23 protein-coding genes and 1 tRNA gene are annotated in these 14,417 nt (G+C 55.9%); 5 read left to right on the forward strand and 19 right to left on the reverse strand.

Annotation, left to right across the window (positions count from 1 at the left end; genetic code table 11):
- Positions 1 to 7 precede the first annotated feature (7 nt).
- From KVG96_RS14585 to KVG96_RS14655, 15 genes are all read right to left on the reverse strand, one after another.
- Entirely contained in the window at positions 8 to 1,267 is a 1,260-nt protein-coding gene (locus KVG96_RS14585) for a PBSX family phage terminase large subunit (protein ID WP_217892781.1), read from the reverse strand.
- Entirely contained in the window at positions 1,257 to 1,862 is a 606-nt protein-coding gene (locus KVG96_RS14590) for a hypothetical protein (protein WP_217892782.1), read from the reverse strand. Before KVG96_RS14590 ends, KVG96_RS14585 begins: the two co-directional genes overlap by 11 nt.
- A 12-nt stretch (positions 1,863 to 1,874) precedes the next feature.
- Positions 1,875 to 2,033, reverse strand: coding sequence for a hypothetical protein (locus KVG96_RS14595; RefSeq protein ID WP_217892783.1), 159 nt, complete (start codon positions 2,031 to 2,033; stop codon positions 1,875 to 1,877).
- A 1-nt stretch (position 2,034) separates the two neighbouring features.
- A complete protein-coding gene (locus tag KVG96_RS14600; protein ID WP_217892784.1) occupies positions 2,035 to 2,439 on the reverse strand; it encodes a hypothetical protein in 405 nt (134 codons plus the stop codon).
- A 79-nt stretch (positions 2,440 to 2,518) separates the two neighbouring features.
- Positions 2,519 to 2,594 (reverse strand) — tRNA-Thr (locus KVG96_RS14605).
- Between the two features lie 509 nt (positions 2,595 to 3,103).
- Positions 3,104 to 3,493, reverse strand: a complete 390-nt coding sequence (locus KVG96_RS14610; protein ID WP_217892785.1) for an antiterminator Q family protein — start codon at positions 3,491 to 3,493, stop codon at positions 3,104 to 3,106.
- On the reverse strand, positions 3,490 to 3,759 hold the full coding sequence (locus tag KVG96_RS14615) for a hypothetical protein (protein ID WP_217894229.1): 270 nt from the start codon (positions 3,757 to 3,759) through the stop codon (positions 3,490 to 3,492). The genes KVG96_RS14610 and KVG96_RS14615 overlap by 4 nt, the downstream gene beginning before the upstream one ends.
- A gap of 17 nt (positions 3,760 to 3,776) precedes the next feature.
- Positions 3,777 to 5,144 carry a replicative DNA helicase gene (locus KVG96_RS14620; protein ID WP_217892786.1) on the reverse strand — a complete coding sequence of 456 codons (1,368 nt, stop codon included), beginning with the start codon at positions 5,142 to 5,144 and terminating at the stop codon, positions 3,777 to 3,779.
- Complete coding sequence (locus KVG96_RS14625) at positions 5,141 to 5,944, reverse strand: ATP-binding protein (RefSeq protein WP_217892787.1); 804 nt, start codon at positions 5,942 to 5,944, stop codon at positions 5,141 to 5,143. The genes KVG96_RS14620 and KVG96_RS14625 overlap by 4 nt, the downstream gene beginning before the upstream one ends.
- Entirely contained in the window at positions 5,928 to 6,701 is a 774-nt protein-coding gene (locus KVG96_RS14630; protein WP_217892788.1) for an LvrA C-terminal domain-related protein, read from the reverse strand. The genes KVG96_RS14625 and KVG96_RS14630 overlap by 17 nt, the downstream gene beginning before the upstream one ends.
- A 3-nt stretch (positions 6,702 to 6,704) precedes the next feature.
- Positions 6,705 to 6,926, reverse strand: coding sequence for a hypothetical protein (locus KVG96_RS14635; protein WP_217892789.1), 222 nt, complete (start codon positions 6,924 to 6,926; stop codon positions 6,705 to 6,707).
- Positions 6,923 to 7,186 (reverse strand): hypothetical protein, encoded by a 264-nt coding sequence (locus KVG96_RS14640; protein WP_217892790.1) that lies wholly within the window; start codon positions 7,184 to 7,186, stop codon positions 6,923 to 6,925. Before KVG96_RS14640 ends, KVG96_RS14635 begins: the two co-directional genes overlap by 4 nt.
- A complete protein-coding gene (locus KVG96_RS14645) occupies positions 7,183 to 7,563 on the reverse strand; it encodes a hypothetical protein (protein ID WP_217892791.1) in 381 nt (126 codons plus the stop codon). The genes KVG96_RS14640 and KVG96_RS14645 overlap by 4 nt, the downstream gene beginning before the upstream one ends.
- Positions 7,564 to 7,787: 224 nt before the next feature.
- A complete protein-coding gene (locus KVG96_RS14650) occupies positions 7,788 to 8,210 on the reverse strand; it encodes a phage regulatory CII family protein (protein ID WP_217892792.1) in 423 nt (140 codons plus the stop codon).
- A 67-nt stretch (positions 8,211 to 8,277) separates the two neighbouring features.
- The gene (locus tag KVG96_RS14655) at positions 8,278 to 8,523 is read right to left on the reverse strand and encodes a transcriptional regulator (protein ID WP_217892793.1); all 246 of its coding nucleotides are present in this window, start codon (positions 8,521 to 8,523) and stop codon (positions 8,278 to 8,280) included.
- A gap of 98 nt (positions 8,524 to 8,621) precedes the next feature.
- Between KVG96_RS14655 and KVG96_RS14660 the strand changes: the two genes are divergently transcribed.
- The gene (locus tag KVG96_RS14660) at positions 8,622 to 9,047 is read left to right on the forward strand and encodes a helix-turn-helix domain-containing protein (protein WP_225927412.1); all 426 of its coding nucleotides are present in this window, start codon (positions 8,622 to 8,624) and stop codon (positions 9,045 to 9,047) included.
- 44 nt (positions 9,048 to 9,091) lie between these two features.
- Here the strand turns inward: KVG96_RS14660 and KVG96_RS14665 are convergent, their stop codons facing one another.
- The 3 genes from KVG96_RS14665 to KVG96_RS14675 form a co-directional block, all read right to left on the reverse strand.
- On the reverse strand, positions 9,092 to 9,907 hold the full coding sequence (locus KVG96_RS14665) for a phage antirepressor KilAC domain-containing protein (protein WP_217892794.1): 816 nt from the start codon (positions 9,905 to 9,907) through the stop codon (positions 9,092 to 9,094).
- On the reverse strand, positions 9,904 to 10,218 hold the full coding sequence (locus KVG96_RS14670) for a DUF3077 domain-containing protein (protein ID WP_217892795.1): 315 nt from the start codon (positions 10,216 to 10,218) through the stop codon (positions 9,904 to 9,906). Before KVG96_RS14670 ends, KVG96_RS14665 begins: the two co-directional genes overlap by 4 nt.
- 66 nt (positions 10,219 to 10,284) lie before the next feature.
- Positions 10,285 to 10,530 (reverse strand): Arc family DNA-binding protein, encoded by a 246-nt coding sequence (locus KVG96_RS14675; protein ID WP_225927413.1) that lies wholly within the window; start codon positions 10,528 to 10,530, stop codon positions 10,285 to 10,287.
- 55 nt (positions 10,531 to 10,585) lie between these two features.
- Here KVG96_RS14675 and KVG96_RS27800 point away from each other — a divergent pair, with 55 nt between their 5' ends.
- Positions 10,586 to 10,990, forward strand: a complete 405-nt coding sequence (locus KVG96_RS27800; protein ID WP_225927414.1) for a helix-turn-helix domain-containing protein — start codon at positions 10,586 to 10,588, stop codon at positions 10,988 to 10,990.
- A gap of 176 nt (positions 10,991 to 11,166) precedes the next feature.
- On the opposite strand, the gene KVG96_RS14685 is transcribed toward KVG96_RS27800, so the two are convergent.
- On the reverse strand, positions 11,167 to 12,111 hold the full coding sequence (locus KVG96_RS14685; protein WP_217892797.1) for a hypothetical protein: 945 nt from the start codon (positions 12,109 to 12,111) through the stop codon (positions 11,167 to 11,169).
- 362 nt (positions 12,112 to 12,473) lie between these two features.
- Here KVG96_RS14685 and KVG96_RS14690 point away from each other — a divergent pair, with 362 nt between their 5' ends.
- The 3 genes from KVG96_RS14690 to KVG96_RS14700 all read left to right on the forward strand — a co-directional run bounded on the left by KVG96_RS14690 (position 12,474) and on the right by KVG96_RS14700 (position 14,388).
- Positions 12,474 to 12,650 (forward strand): hypothetical protein, encoded by a 177-nt coding sequence (locus tag KVG96_RS14690; RefSeq protein WP_217892798.1) that lies wholly within the window; start codon positions 12,474 to 12,476, stop codon positions 12,648 to 12,650.
- Complete coding sequence (locus KVG96_RS14695) at positions 12,635 to 13,027, forward strand: hypothetical protein (protein ID WP_217892799.1); 393 nt, start codon at positions 12,635 to 12,637, stop codon at positions 13,025 to 13,027. Before KVG96_RS14690 ends, KVG96_RS14695 begins: the two co-directional genes overlap by 16 nt.
- Positions 13,028 to 13,158: 131 nt before the next feature.
- Positions 13,159 to 14,388: a hypothetical protein gene (locus KVG96_RS14700; protein WP_217892800.1), complete on the forward strand. Its 1,230-nt coding sequence runs from the start codon at positions 13,159 to 13,161 to the stop codon at positions 14,386 to 14,388.
- Positions 14,389 to 14,417: the final 29 nt, after the last annotated feature.

Genomic DNA, 14,417 nt, shown 5'->3' on the forward strand with positions numbered 1-14,417 from the left:
CTTGCCCTTATGCGTTGTTGAGCTTGCGGTAGTTGAGCTGGCCGCCCCATTCGTCGTTGCTGAGCTGGTCAGAGACGACGGCCAGGTAGCGCATGACGTCAGCGCCGTGGCTGTACTCGTCGTGCAATGGGGCACCTGGTTCATTGGTTTGCTGGTTGATCTGCCTGCGGTAGCGCTTGAGGCACTCGACCAGCCTTGCCGTACGGTCACGGTTGAAGTATGTGCGCGGGAATACTTCCCTGACGCGGTTGATGCCCTGCTCGACGTGCATGTTCGGCACTGGCATCACTGACCAGCCAAGCTGCTGCATAACCTCGGCGTCTGACTTGCCGCTCTGATGACGCTTGTGGTAGCCGTCGTGCGGCAGGTAGACGTGACCCCAATTGATCGGCTGGCCATCCAGGTCAAGCCCCTTCAGCTCCGCGCTATACTCGGCCAGCGTGCGCTGATGGCCTTCGATGTAGTGAATGATGCGGATCTCGCCGGCGACCTTCTGCGCCAGGATGATCGTCATAGCGTCATTCCAGCCCAGGTCGAAGATGACGTGGGTCTTCAGCAGCCCGTCGTGCGGCACATTGGAGATGCGCGACTCCGCCTGGCTCATCTGCTCGAAGTAAATGGCGCCTTCGACGGCCGGCATGCATTTCCCTTCCCAGATGTGAGCGTACTGCTCGGGCTTCATGGTCGCCTGCGCGTGCAAGCGCTCTTGCTCAAGCACGGCCGGGAACCATGGATTGTCGTTGTAGTTCATCAGCACCGACATGCAGTCGGGCGGAGGCTTGATCACGAAGCGCTGATGCGTCTCGTCAGACTCAAGCTGCGGGTTGTAGGAAACCCAGATCTCCGATTCAGGCTTGCGGATGGTCGGGAGCAATACGTCCCAACTCTTCTTGACCACCGCGTGGGCCTCTTCAATCCAGACGATGTCTACACCCTCGTAGGACTTGATCGAATCGACCGTGTGTTGCTGCAGGCCGGCGAAACTGAACTCAGTCCCGTTCCTGCCTTTGATGTAAGCCTGCTGGACATCGTAGAAGCCGCTGAGCGATAGGCTGACGATCTGGTCTGCCAGCAGCTTGTGCACCGAGTCGGCGATGCTTTTCTGGATTTCCCTGGTGCACAGGATGCGCATCGGCTTCTGCGCGCCGAGGATCAGCAGCGCCCTGGCAAAGCTCCAAGACTTACTGCTACCACGGCCACCTCTTGCCACCTTATAGCGGTGCGGCTCGAACAGGAAAGCGAGCTTGTCCGGGAACTCAATTGCCATTTGGCTTGATGAAGCTGATGGTCAGGCTTGCATCGGCTGAATCGCCGCCGTCTGGGAGCGTGTCGAGGCTGTATGCCTGACGCTCAAGGAGGATCAGCGTCTTTAGCGTCTCGCTGAGCTCTTTCATCACCTTGCTGCGCCCTGGCAGCCCCGCAACCTTCTGAGCGATCTCCAGCAGCGATGATGGGCCTTCTGTATCTGCAAGCTGGTCAATCAGCTCACGTAGCGTCCCGTTATCGTCTGTCATCGCCTCCAGCTCATCCAGAAGCTTATTGGCGAGCCGGCGCGAACGGCTGATGTCTGTTCGGTGGCCAAGCCGAACATTCGCAATGGCCTGAGCGTTGGCATCAATGACACTGCGATCTGTTACGGCGCGGTCGGCTGTAACAGATTCTGTAACAAGCTGCCGTGTAACAAGGTCTTCGGCCTTGGCCTTGATCTTGGCCGCAAGATCTTGAGTCCATCCAAGCTTCTTGGCACGGCGAGCGATCGCCATGTGATTCGAGCCAGGGCAAGCAGCAGCAATCTCCCTGAGCGAAAGCACACCGGCCCGGTAGAGCTGCTCAACGCGCTCCCAGTCAGGTTGATCGGCCATGCTTAATCCTTGCTATTCGATTTCGCGGTAACGCGTGACTTGCTTGGCCTGGGCGCGGATCACGTCCGTGTCGACCTCAAGGCCGGCAATGTAGGCGAATATGTAGACGGTGCGGACATAGGTTCTGAACCACCATGGAAGGTAGGCTTTGGCCTTGATCTGCCTTGGCATGTCATTGGCCGCCGGTGACTGTCTTCTTCAGGTCTTGCAGGTCTGTAGCCAATTGGGCCAGATCCTTGTCCTTGCGGTTCTCGGCCCACTTGAACCAAGCACGCACCAGAACCCATGCTGGGAGTCCGCAGACGAAGATCACGCCGCCGAGGGCGATCAGGCCGATGTCGTCGTTCGCCCAGGCCGCAAGACCAAACCAGCGCACCACGAAGGCACCCCCGCAGATGCTGGATACCGTCGTGCTGATGATCGCCACAACGAACTCGCGAACCGTCTTGGGGAGTGTCATCGCCATGACGACCACTGCAGCCAGCACAGCCACGAAGCCGAAGGCGCCGAGCTTGTACAGAGCGATACCACCTACAGCGGTCAATGGGCCTGGCTCTGACATGGCTTGGTCTCTCATAAGCGCCTCGTGGGTCTCGGCGGGTGGAATAAAAAAGGCCGTGGTGAACGGCCAAGCGCTGGAGGGGCAGCGATGAAACTGGTGCCGCCTCAAGGATTCGAACCTTGTGTCGTCTCGTTACGAGCGAGCTGCATCGCCATCAATGCTTAAGCGGCAGAAACAAAAAAGCCCCGCACTATGGCGAGGCTTGGAGAAATCAATGTGATCAACGAAGGAATGGATTGTCCCGAAGAGCTCGTTTTTTGTCGAGTTGCTCAAGCAGATCATGACCTGCCAAAGTAACCCTTGTGACATACGGTCCGTCCTGCCCGTTACTAAGCTTGAGATATCCACCATCCTCCAAGAGCAAGAGATGGCCTTGAACTAGCGAATCCGGCCATTCTTTAGCCTCGTCCTCTGTCAAATTGGCAGTAAAGTCAGTTGCACATAAATTAAGCCTCCAATCTAAAGGCTCGGCTTCAGTACAACGCTTCAGAATCGCGTGAAAAACTCGATCATTCTTGACCACTCGATGCCCCTCCAATATCCGATTAGGGGCCGAGAATATTTCATAGTTCTCAAACAAAAAAGCCCAACGCACTGGCCGGGCTTTCTCTGGGGGGCGCGCTTTAAATCTGAACACGGTGACATGAAATCAGTTCGTTATCCGCGTGGAAAGACTTTTTTACGCTGCCTCACGGATCGTCTCCAAAGCCGAGTCAATCCAAGCGACACCAGCCTTGATGACTTCCCTCGCTTTTGCCTCGCCCATGTCGTTCCCCCTTGCGATGCGCAAGGCCGTCCATTTGGCACCGAAGTAAAGCCAGATAAAGTCTCCCATCTGCTGATCCCGCTTCGTCAATCGCGCGACGGCTCCATCCAATACTAGGGCCAGGTCATCGGTCACTGAATACTCCTTTATCCCCTCGTGGCACTGCGTATGATCACGCATCAAAGCATGGAGCGGGGAAATGTAATGCGGGACACCCATTCCATCCATTCGCCAAAAGCCCCACTGCTCCAGAAGCCACTCGGTGTCCCCCAACGGTTTGCCAACGTACGTTCGTTTCTTCATGCGGCTTTCCTCGGGTCTGGATCGCTCAGGCCGAACAGGTCGCGGAGCAGCCGGCCAGCAGGTTGGCTTTTAGCATTTCCCTCGATCAACCATCGCTGCCCGAAGTCATGGAAGCCAATCTGGGCGCGGGTGCCATGCCAGCTGGCGACCATATCCAATAGATACGCAAGAGCCGTCGGCCCGCCTATCTTGACCTTGGCCAGCTCCTCGCCGGCGACCTTCAAAAACTGCCGCTCCAGGTCACTCATGCTCTTACGCGGAAGCATTGCGGCAACTTGACCAATCATTTAGCACTCCTCCTGTACTTGCTGGCGAACGGACGATTCATCTCGACCTCCTCATCGGACGGATAAGAACTGCTGCAAAAATTGACGAACCTGGCGTATTGGCCCTGTTGCTGGACGAGGCAAGATCCGATCGGAGCGTGCCTGCACTTGGGCATGATCAACTGGGTGACTCCGTTCTGGCCTTCCTCAGAGTCGTTGTCGCGATGAACAAGGATGATGCAGTGGGCGTCCGCCTCTATCTGTCCCGAGTCACGAAGATCCGAGGCGGTTGGCTTCTTGCCTGGACGCCTCGTGGGCTCGCGGTTGAGCTGCGCCAACAAGATCACCGGCACTTCTAGCTCCTTGGCGATATTGACGATGCCGGTCGAGATTCTGCCGAGCTCCAATGTTCGGTTGAGTGCCTTAGTGTCCGAGCCAATTAGGCCGATGTAGTCGATCACAATCACATCGAGACCGTGCGCCCGCTGCGCCTGGCGGGCAATGTTGCGGATGCGCGCGACAGTCAGGCCTGGCTTGTCACAGACGAACAGTGGCGCATCGACGATCTTCTGAACCGCCGCGGTGAGCCGTGGCCAGTCCTCATCCTGCAGGCTGCCGTCATCAATCCGCTTAAGGTCGATACCGCCCAGAGACGCCAGCGCACGGTTGCCGAGTTCCTCCTCAGGCATCTCGAGAGAGAACACCAGCCCGACGCCTGCCCCGCTACAAGCGATGTGCTGGGCGATCTGCAGGCCAAGCGTTGTCTTACCGCTGCCCGGCTGGCCGGCAACGATGGTCACGGTCTTCTTGCGCAGCCCGCGGATCATCTTGTCCAGATCTATCAAGCCGGTCGACAAACCTGACTCAGCGGCGCCGTTGAACTTGGCGTCGATGACGTCAACGTTCCGAGCCACCACCTGGGCCATGCGCTTGTAGTCAGGCTCACCGGTCTGCAGATCTCGCAGATCCGCCATTGCCTGCTGGGCGCTGGCGATGATGTCCCCTACTGGCCGGTTCTCGGTGGCCAACTCGCGTACCGCATCGGCAGCATCCACCAGTCGGCGCAGCACTGCTCGCTCCGTCACAACCTTGGCATAGGCCTTCCAGTTGGCCGTGCTAGGGGTGTTGCGCGCCAGTTCGGCGGCGTAGCCCATCGTCCTGGCTCCGCTCGGCAGGTACTCTGCGAAGTCATGCAGCGTCACGGCGTCGATGGGGCTGCCGGCGGCGTGGCACTTTCCCATAACCTGGAATAGCGCGGCGTTCTCCGGGTCATGAAAATCGGCCACCGATACCTGGCTGGTGATTGCGTCGAACAGGTCGCCGTTCACCAGCACGGCACCCAGCAAGGCTTGCTCTGCCTCATCGCTGAACAGTTCCCTGGTCATACCGCACCTCGCGCTGAAACCCAGTTAAATCCGACCGCTTGTCCCGCACCCTGCCGTAACCGATCCAGCCCACGATCACCGATATAGCGAGCAAGCTCCGCAGCTGCCACGTTGGAAACCACCACAGTCGGCAAGACAAACTGGTAGCGCCGATCGATCACTTCGTGAAGAACGCTCAGCTCATACGCGCTGCCGCTTTGAGCGCCGATCTCATCGATCACCAGCAAGTCGAACGCCGCCAGTTCGTCGAGGACGTCGCGATCCGAATACTCTGCGCCTCGATCCATGGCCCCCTTGAAGACACGGATGATCTCGGCCGCGGTGACGATGACTGCTTGAGCCCCGTGCTTCCGGATGACAGCCTGGACAATCGAACACGCAAGGTGGGTTTTGCCATTGCCGACATTGCCGGTAAGAACCAGGGAGCGGCCGGCGGCATAGTTATCGGGAAACTGATCGACGTAGTCCCTGCAGGCATGAAGCGCCTTGGGCATTCCGTCACATCCCCCGGCAGTCCTGTAGGTCTCGAACGAACAACCTTTGAATCGCGGTGTAATGCCGGAGCCTACAAGCAGCCTGTTCAGGTCTTCAGCCCGCTTTCTACCGCTAGCCAGGATATGCGCCTCGGAAGATTTCGGCGCCGTATGCAGCGCCTCCCAGTGGCAATGCTGGCAGCCACGCGGCAAGACAGAACCGTCGAACTGCTCGACCTCGGAACTGCTCACCGTCCCATGCAGCGCGCACTCCAGGTCGAAGAAACGAACGTGAGGCGGCCGGCAAAAACTAGAAGTTCGAGCCATTCTTCTTCTCCGGATACATCTCGTGCGTGTGGTTCGGGAGGCCGTGATAGGCCGAGTTCGAGCTGGCCCCAGCCGGTGTGAGCACGTCGTTCCAGCGCTCACCGAACAACCAGGTGGAGGCCATCGGTACAAACCGGCCATAGTCCTTGACCCAATCGCGCGACAAGCAGTGATCGCTCAAGGCTGTCATCAACGTCTGGCGCAGTCCTGGATCAGGTTTCAACTTGGCCCATCGCCTACACGCCTCCTTCTTGCCCTTCTTGTTTGGGTAGAGCTTCCAGAACTGTTCGAACCCCTCCAGCGGACTCTCCTGGCTGCACGAAGAATTCTCTGTAGTAGTCTTTGTTGTAATCTCTGTAAGAAGATCAGGGCATCTTGCCCCGACCGATTGGGGCAAATTGCCCTCCTCTGATCGGTGCAAAATGCCCTGTTCGATCAGGGCAGCCGCTTGATAATTGATGGTGTAGTGATTCGTCTGATCATGCTTGGCCCTCGCCAGCTTCTCGACCATCACCAATCCCTGCTTCTGCAGCGACGTGAGCGTCCGCTTGACGGTATCTGCCGACCAAAACGGGAACTGTTTTTGCCACTGCTCAATCGTGTTGTAGATCCAGCGCCGGCCCTCATGCTCCACACCAGACGTGGTGTCGCTCAGCCAATAGCTCAGCTGCTGCAGGACGATCGCTTCGTTTAGCCCAATGCGCTCAGCAAGCTGAGGGTTGATAACCAGAGGGCGGCAGTTGAACAACAGACTCATACGTCAGAGCTCCATCTCGTCGGTGACACGTTTGATGAACGTTTCGTACGATTCGGCCATGACGAACCCCTGATCCTCCAGTGCCTGCCGGTAGGCCTTTGCGCTTCCGTAGAGCACCCAGCGATCGCGCTCAGGAAGATTTCGGAAGCAGGTATAGGTAGGCCAAGGGCCTGCGATTCTGCAGGCGCTGGATAGCTCTGAATGTGCTCGCGGCGAAACACTCATGCTGCATCCTCCTTGCGCGCCACTTCCCCCAACTGCCCCTTCAAATCGTCGCCACGGGCCATCAACTCACCACCCACAATACGAAGGCCCGCGGCAATGCCACCGAGGGTGTAACCGTTCAGAATCCGATCGACTGCGTCCGGCGCTTCGCTGGCCAGTTCTTGAAAGAGACGGCCGATAGCGTCGACGAAGTAGCCGGATGAGTGCATTGCCTCGGCATCCTGGGCAATACGGGCAGAGCGCATCGTTGACAGGCTCACTGGTCGTCCTCCTCTGATGGCTCAAAGCGAGCCTCTCCGGCGCGCATGGCTCTGAGTCCCAAGACGGCTGCCCGGGCAATAGACTCACTGAACCCGATCTCCAAACAGGTGTAACGCCCCCCCATGCCCGTGATCGCGAACTGGATCGCTTCGAAGGCTGCAGTTTCATCGAAGCTGGCCAGCGCGCCGACTTCTTGCTCGAAGAAGGCGATTCCCTTTTCCCAGTCCGTCGCGACACCTGGATTGTTCTGCGGCCAATTGACCATATGGCCCAGAGCGTTACGAGCGGTGAAGCTCAGGTCGTCGCGTGTACGAATCGGTGATGAGTTGATCATCATCAAGGGACGAGCTTGTTCACTACAGATTGCGTATGCCATGATAAGTACCTCTTGAGATGTGTTGTCCTGGTTGCACAGGACGATTTGATAGGCTCGGTTCCCGCCGGGCTTGTTGCTTTCTGCTCCGGGTGAAGCTGATCAACCACCCGTTTGAAGTAATGAAAATCCCGCTCTGATCACCTGCTCCGGCTGAATGGACTCATCATCTACGCCAACCCGCTGGAGGATGATTTCTTGACCGCTTAAGGTTTTCGTCGCCCCTATCAAGCGGCCTTTACCGACTCTTCCAGCACCAGCAAGCACTGGCGCACATGGCCGATCTCTTTCTGGATTCCAACCTTCTCGATCTGCGAAACGTGCCCATCCGCCAGCGCGTCATGAACTGCACGAGAGACATCACCCGACTCGGCCGCAAGATGTACCAAGGCCTGAATTAGGCTGACCCCTTCAGGCCTCACCCGGGGCACCAGTTCGTACCCCAAGGCGCTCGCCAACTGCTGCAGAGGCTCAGGATTTTTGCTGTGCACCAGAATTTGCAGGAACTGCTCCAGGTTCAGCCGGTGCGTGTCATCGTTCGGATTGCTGCGGTTCAGCAGCGCGGTATGGCTCATGCCCATCAGATGAGCCAATTGCTTTGGCCCCGCATCCAGCACTGCTTCATGAATTGCGCGATGTACCTGTTCCATTCGGGAAACCTCATGCCGGTTGTCGTAACAGCGCGATCTGACGATGAGCGACACTTCGCTCGTCGAATCAAGCGGCGGATTGCTCGGAGCTGGTTGGAGAATTGCGGAGGTAAGCCCAGTCGATATCAGGGCGCAGCTCTTCACAGGTGACCGCCCTGCCCGACTCCCGATCAAGATTGATGGCAAGCCCGGGCCCCGCGAGGCGATACCCGTAGGCGATCTGTTTGAGGTTGCCGACGCTGGTGCCGCTGCGCTCTGCCAAAGCACCCAGTTGAGCCGGCTCCAGGGAGCGGATGAATTCGAGTAGCTTCATGGTGATCTCCGAAAGAATTTCAGATTACACATTGCTAATTCGACTTGCAATAGCACTTTATAATTTACTGTCTGCTAAATCGAGACCAGTATTCGCCTATGGATATGAAAACTCTTAGGGTCGAAGCGCTAAGGCGCGTCATCGGCTCCCTCAGCCAGAAAGAATTCGCCGACCAGCACGATCTGGACGCCTCCTATTTGTCCCAGATCCTCAATGGACATCGAGGCCTGGGCGAAAAAGCGGCTCTCAACCTCGAGCAGAAGATTGGCCTGGCCCCGGGCATTCTCGTAAACCCCGCCGGGTACGGCCCGAACGTCATCGAAGGTGAGTTCAGCCGCCACGAAGTCATTCGCGAACAATCCCCTGCTTACCAGGCCATGCTGGGCAGCGCATCGCCGCGGGCGATCGCCATCATCGACAAACTGGCCCGAGCCGCGGCCAAGGGCAAGCTCACGGAGTCAGACCTGGTGCTGCTGGAAGGCATCGCCGGCCTGCTCGAGAAAGCGAACTCCGAAAAGCCCTGACCTCAGACAGCAAAAAGCCCGGCACATGGCCGGGCTCTCTCCCCCTACTCCTTCAGTAGATCCTCTTCGCGGCTCTGCCACATCGCCTGAAGTTTGGTCAGCCCCTTGCCGGTGATCAGCGTCGAGCAGGTAGGGATCGTGCCCTCTATAGGGTGCTCGAACGTACCCAGTTTCACATCAAGCAGGCCGGCTTCAATCTTCGCTTGGTAAGGCTCATTGCTCCTCGTCACCCACCCCTTCTGCCGCATGAACTGCAGCAGCCTTGTGCGGCCAGTCCCGATGATCTTCGCAGCCTGGGCAGCGTTGTACGTCTTATGTGACACCGTGACCATGTCATGGAATGCCACCTTCGGCGCGTCCTGCCCAACCTTCACCTCAAGCAGATGGTTCTCTTTGGTCAGCTCAACGTTGTCGGCCTCCAGCGCGACGACCTTCGTCACGTTTTCGGTGAGCAACGCCAAGAGCGTCCGAGGGTCGCTCAGCGCAGCGGCGTAATCAAAGGACGGCTTAGCAACCTGATCCTCCAACTCCTGCCAACGATCCACCAGGCGAGCAGTGAACTCTGGACAAAGCTGGGCGACGACGATGAAGCTGTCGCGCTTGCAGACCATGTACTCAGAGGCCTTGCGGCCGAGACTGTCGAAGTATTCCCCCATTGGGGGAAGAGCGATGACCGGCTTTCCGTTGGCATCGTTACGCGCGGCCAGGCGCTCGATGGATTGCTTGACCTTATCGTGGCGGGATCCGACCAGGTCGGCGATTTCGCGGGAGGACATGGTGGTACGCGACATGCCTTGTCGGATCTGAAAAGGTGTCGCGATACCGCTCGAATGCTCGAATTCAACGAAGGAGTTGTTCATGCGAACTTCTCCAGGCTTTCGTAAACCGAGTCAATCACCGCCTTCGCTGACTCCACCGCCATGTGAAGCAGCCACGCCTGAGTTGGAGAGATTACAGCCTGTTGCTGCATCCCAGCCTCACACAACTCAGCTCTCACGTTGTAGAGAATGCATGACGCTTCGTTGAGAGCATCCGCGACCGGAATACCCGGTCGTACCGCAAACAGCTCCTGCTTCTCGAGATTGCAGCTGGCGAAAGGGCTCTCAACGGTCAGCGGTGCCTTGACGGGGCTAACATTGAGTTTTTCGATTACTTCGGTATGCTTACTCATGACGTTTTTCCTAGTAGATAGACGTTGTGCTTCACAGCCTCAAGCGTTGCACCGCTTGAGGCTTTTTCATGTCCGCTGTTTTTGCGCAGATTGTTTCTCCTGCTCCAACGACGCCCTTAAGCGAAACACTATTTCGCCACTCAAGCTGCGTCCGTTCATAACTGCAAGCTCTTCGAGCTTTTGACGCATTTCGCACATCATTCTCACAGCGGTCGTGATTTTTTCCGGCCTCATGGTTGCCTCCGCTCCATTGCTTTTCGTGAGTTTTTTGCCTTTTGTGATCTTATTGCCTTTTGTGAGTTTGTCAAACATTTCTTGCTTTTTGTGAGTTTCCTGTACACTCCTAGGGATATACACGAGGCTCATCATGTCCCAAGAATTCGCGAATAGACTCATCCACTTAAGGGGTCAGCAAAACCTCACTCAGCAAGAATTGGGTGAAGCGGCTGGGGTATCACCCTCTCAGATATCCCGATACGAGTCTGGGTTGGCGATGCCTAGGAAGACCGTTATGAGAAAGCTCGCGGACATCCTCGGCATCTCTACAGAAGCGCTCTCTGGTTCGCCCAAAACCAAGAAGCTGACCATCGACCTCCCCCCTGAAATCTCGACCCACGTAAACCAGGTGGTAGAGGAAACCGGCAAGACGTTCGAGGAAGTCATTAGTGAGATGATCGAATTGGGTATCAGAAAATTCGCGGAAGATCCTGAGTTTGCAGCGAAGGTAGCGAAGGGTATCGAGGCCCGACGGCAAGCGGACTCGAAAAAATAACCCAGGATCCGGCATGCCTGGCTTTGAGCGGCCTGTACGAACGTTTTTGCTTGCCCGTATAATTGCAGCGGCGCCAAATGAGTAGTGATGCATTGTGAGCTCCCCATAGTCATTAGAGATAACGGGGTTAGATTCGCTGTTTACTTGCCATTGATATATGACGATTCGCCACTATTTTAATCAATGTTCTCGCGCGGCAAGCTAAAGCTTTTGTTTGCTTTTAGTGTCGACAGAACCTGGTTGAAATCCAGCCCTCTTTTGTCGGAAATACGTTTTGCCGCAATCTCCCGATGCGCCTCCACCTCGCTTTTCGCCAACCTTTCTATAGTTCTCATTTCCAACGGTCGCGCCACAAATGAGAGGCCCATCAGATGAAATACGGCTTTTTTTTGAAAAGAGTTAAAAATTACTTGATTCATTTTCAACAGATCGGATGCAAATAGGCGAGATGGTAAATCTGCGTCATTCCTGCGGCTTACAGGCGAAGTTATTTCGCTGCAGGACTCTAGATCACGTAATGCTGCTTTCGTTCTTAGGCTATAGGCGAGATTCGTCCGAAGATTGTCAGGTAACCATTCGACACTGAGCACCTCGTCGACTTCCGTTATCAGTTCTTTCAAACGACGCAAAATAGATGGCCCTTCAATTACAGTGCGATAACCGACACCGCTAGTGTACCTAAAGGAAGCTCTCGCGACATAGGACACAAACTTTGTGTAGTGGGCACAAAAACGAGCAATTCTCATAGCAACATAACTTGTAGAGGAGCGCTTCTCCTCCCTAAACCTAGGCAGCCACCTCTCTAATTCTTGGCGTATTTCAGCCTCCCAATAATTTTCATCCACCTTGACGAATCCCACCGTTTTAAACGCCATGGCATATGCTGGCTCGGCTTCAAACCACTCCAAGGTTGCCTTACACCTATCACCAAGGACGTCTTTATGTATGTCCTTGAGAATTTTGTTACATGCCGCAACGACTACCGAGAGATCAGAATCGAGATAACCATCAAGTGCGAACTTATCCAGTTCAGAGACGACCGATTTGGATGCTCGATCTACAAAATACTCAAAAATCAGAGACAACTCATAGAAGTCCTGCGGTGTAGGGATTCCCGCCAATTGAAGGCCCTCCTAACATTTGCCATGCCCATCTTGTGGATGGTGGACTGCTCTATCGCCTATCTTTAAGCCAGTCAAATACTGGTTAAAGTGCTGCTTGTGACCCAACAATAGCACGCAGTCTATCGCCAGTTAGCAAAATGTAATAGGTAAGTGTAAGCCAGAAAAATGAGACCGATGATGTATCGGGAATGCGCTGAAAGCCCAAGAAACGGCCCGTTTCTTGCTTTACTTCCACTTGTCTGAAAATGGCATTGCGCCACCCAACATTTCGTGGCGTAAACGATCAGAGGCTATACAGTAGATCTCAGGCGTACCGTAAATTACGGCTTCCCAATGCGTCACATCGACCAGGCAGAATCATGAAGCGAGACTATCAGCCACCGCGCCACGACCCTTCTTCGGAAGAGGTCAATTTTGATTTGGCTCGGATGCAGCAAGCTATCGGCGGTGAAAAATTCACCATGCCCGAGAATATGTCGCGCGAAGAATTTCGTGTATGGATGCGCGAGAACGCTGAAAAATGCCAGGCCAAGTAGACTTCAGCGAACATTTCACTCAGCTTTACACGGCCCTTCCTGATGATGAAAAGGACTTGATTGATGACTTCATCGAGCACTTCAAGGTGCATGGCCTCCTGAAATTCAAAGGAAAGGTCGGCCCCACCGATGCAGTTCCTCACAGCGACCCCGACCGAGCTAGGAAGATACGCTTCGCTCAGCTCAACAAGCTTTGGCATGTCCACATTGGCCACCCTCGATGGAACCCCTGTAAGAACCCGCTAGCCAGCTACCTCACTTCGGATTTCGTGGTTCATTTCCAGAAACTATCGAACTCTCATATCGCCCTCGTCGACTACAGCTCCCACAATCCGATGAGACAGCCAGACGGCAAGTGGCTATTCAAGCAGCGCTAGCAATTGTTCTAATGTCGGATCTGTGCTTCCGCACTCAAGTCGAACGCTCTCACTGTAACCATTGCTAATGGTGGTTTAGCTGCGCGGAGTGGTACGGTCGCCCTCCTCACCCCGTGTGAAGAGACAAGAGTATGGCCGCACTTGAAAAGCGCTTTCCCCGCGAATCCTTCACGAAGAAACTGGAGCGGATCTGCCAGAGGCTGGATGAGGCACCGATCCGTACCGTCGCCCATAGAGACTTCTTCAATAAGCCGGCGACCTCGCGGGTGGAGATCACCTCTTTGTGGGTGGTCGGCTCCTACGCCCGCGGCGCCATGACTTGTGGTGACCTGGATCTCGTCTTGGAATACGAGGTGATTGAAGGCCCCCACCCTGCCTCTCGGGTGTTGGCCAAATCGTTCTTCGGGGCTCTCCAGTACGTCCGCTATTACTACGGCACGCCGGAGGACAGCACCTCTGGAGTCTTATTTCCTGATGCCGTTCATATTTGGGGCGAACCAGGCTGCGATTGGCGGAAGCAAATCGCCTCGATCACACCAGATCCAAACACCGGCCGTGCGGAGCGAGAGACGGACTCGATCCCTTTGCGGGCGGAACAGCTTTACATGGCTCCTGAGCGACTTAAGCAGCTAGTGGCTCAAGAGAAAGAAGGCATCATCACATGGAGCTTTGTAGAGATCACCCAAAATGATCTCGCGCCCATCCAGGCGACGGCGATCAGCGACCGTGACCGCAAACTCATTCGAGTTGCGCCCATTATGGGAAAAAAGTCCCAGGTGTTAATACCGGCGATCATTCGGTTGATGGCCAAGTACTCACCTTTTGGGGACTGGGATGCTTCGGAGAGCCACCGGGGAAGATTGAGATGTGGCGCCACAGTTCTGCATCTGGGTCGGCCCTCCCTACCGCATTACCCATTTGACGATGAGCCGACTATCGAGCAGTTCGTGCTGATTCCGCACATCAGTGCCAAAGGCCCCAACGGCGCCTGGATTATTCGCCGGGGGCCGAAGCATCCAGATGTTCAAGCACTCGCTAGAAAGCACGCCTTTTTTCTCGCAACTGCTGAATCGCCAGACAAGATCCAATACCGCGATCACAGCAAGCTTTGGTCGACGGAAATCCTCGAACTCTTCAACTCACGAGAAGAAGCTGAAGCATCGGCCGCCGAGTGGGATGACGGTACTGCTCGAGAAATCCGCAGCGCAAATGGACTTGAACTGATCTCTCTCTTTGCGCTGGTGGACGTCATCGAGATTGGTGATCACCGGCTCCCGATCACACACTCAGGGGCCTCCTACTTCGACCGAGGCCTAGCGACGATGGAGGAGCTTTTAGCCGCCTTGCCTTCGTTACCCTGAGCTGCGAATTGAATGACCTAGGCGCACCG

The organism is Pseudomonas ekonensis (assembly GCF_019145435.1).
Lineage (GTDB): Bacteria > Pseudomonadota > Gammaproteobacteria > Pseudomonadales > Pseudomonadaceae > Aquipseudomonas > Aquipseudomonas ekonensis.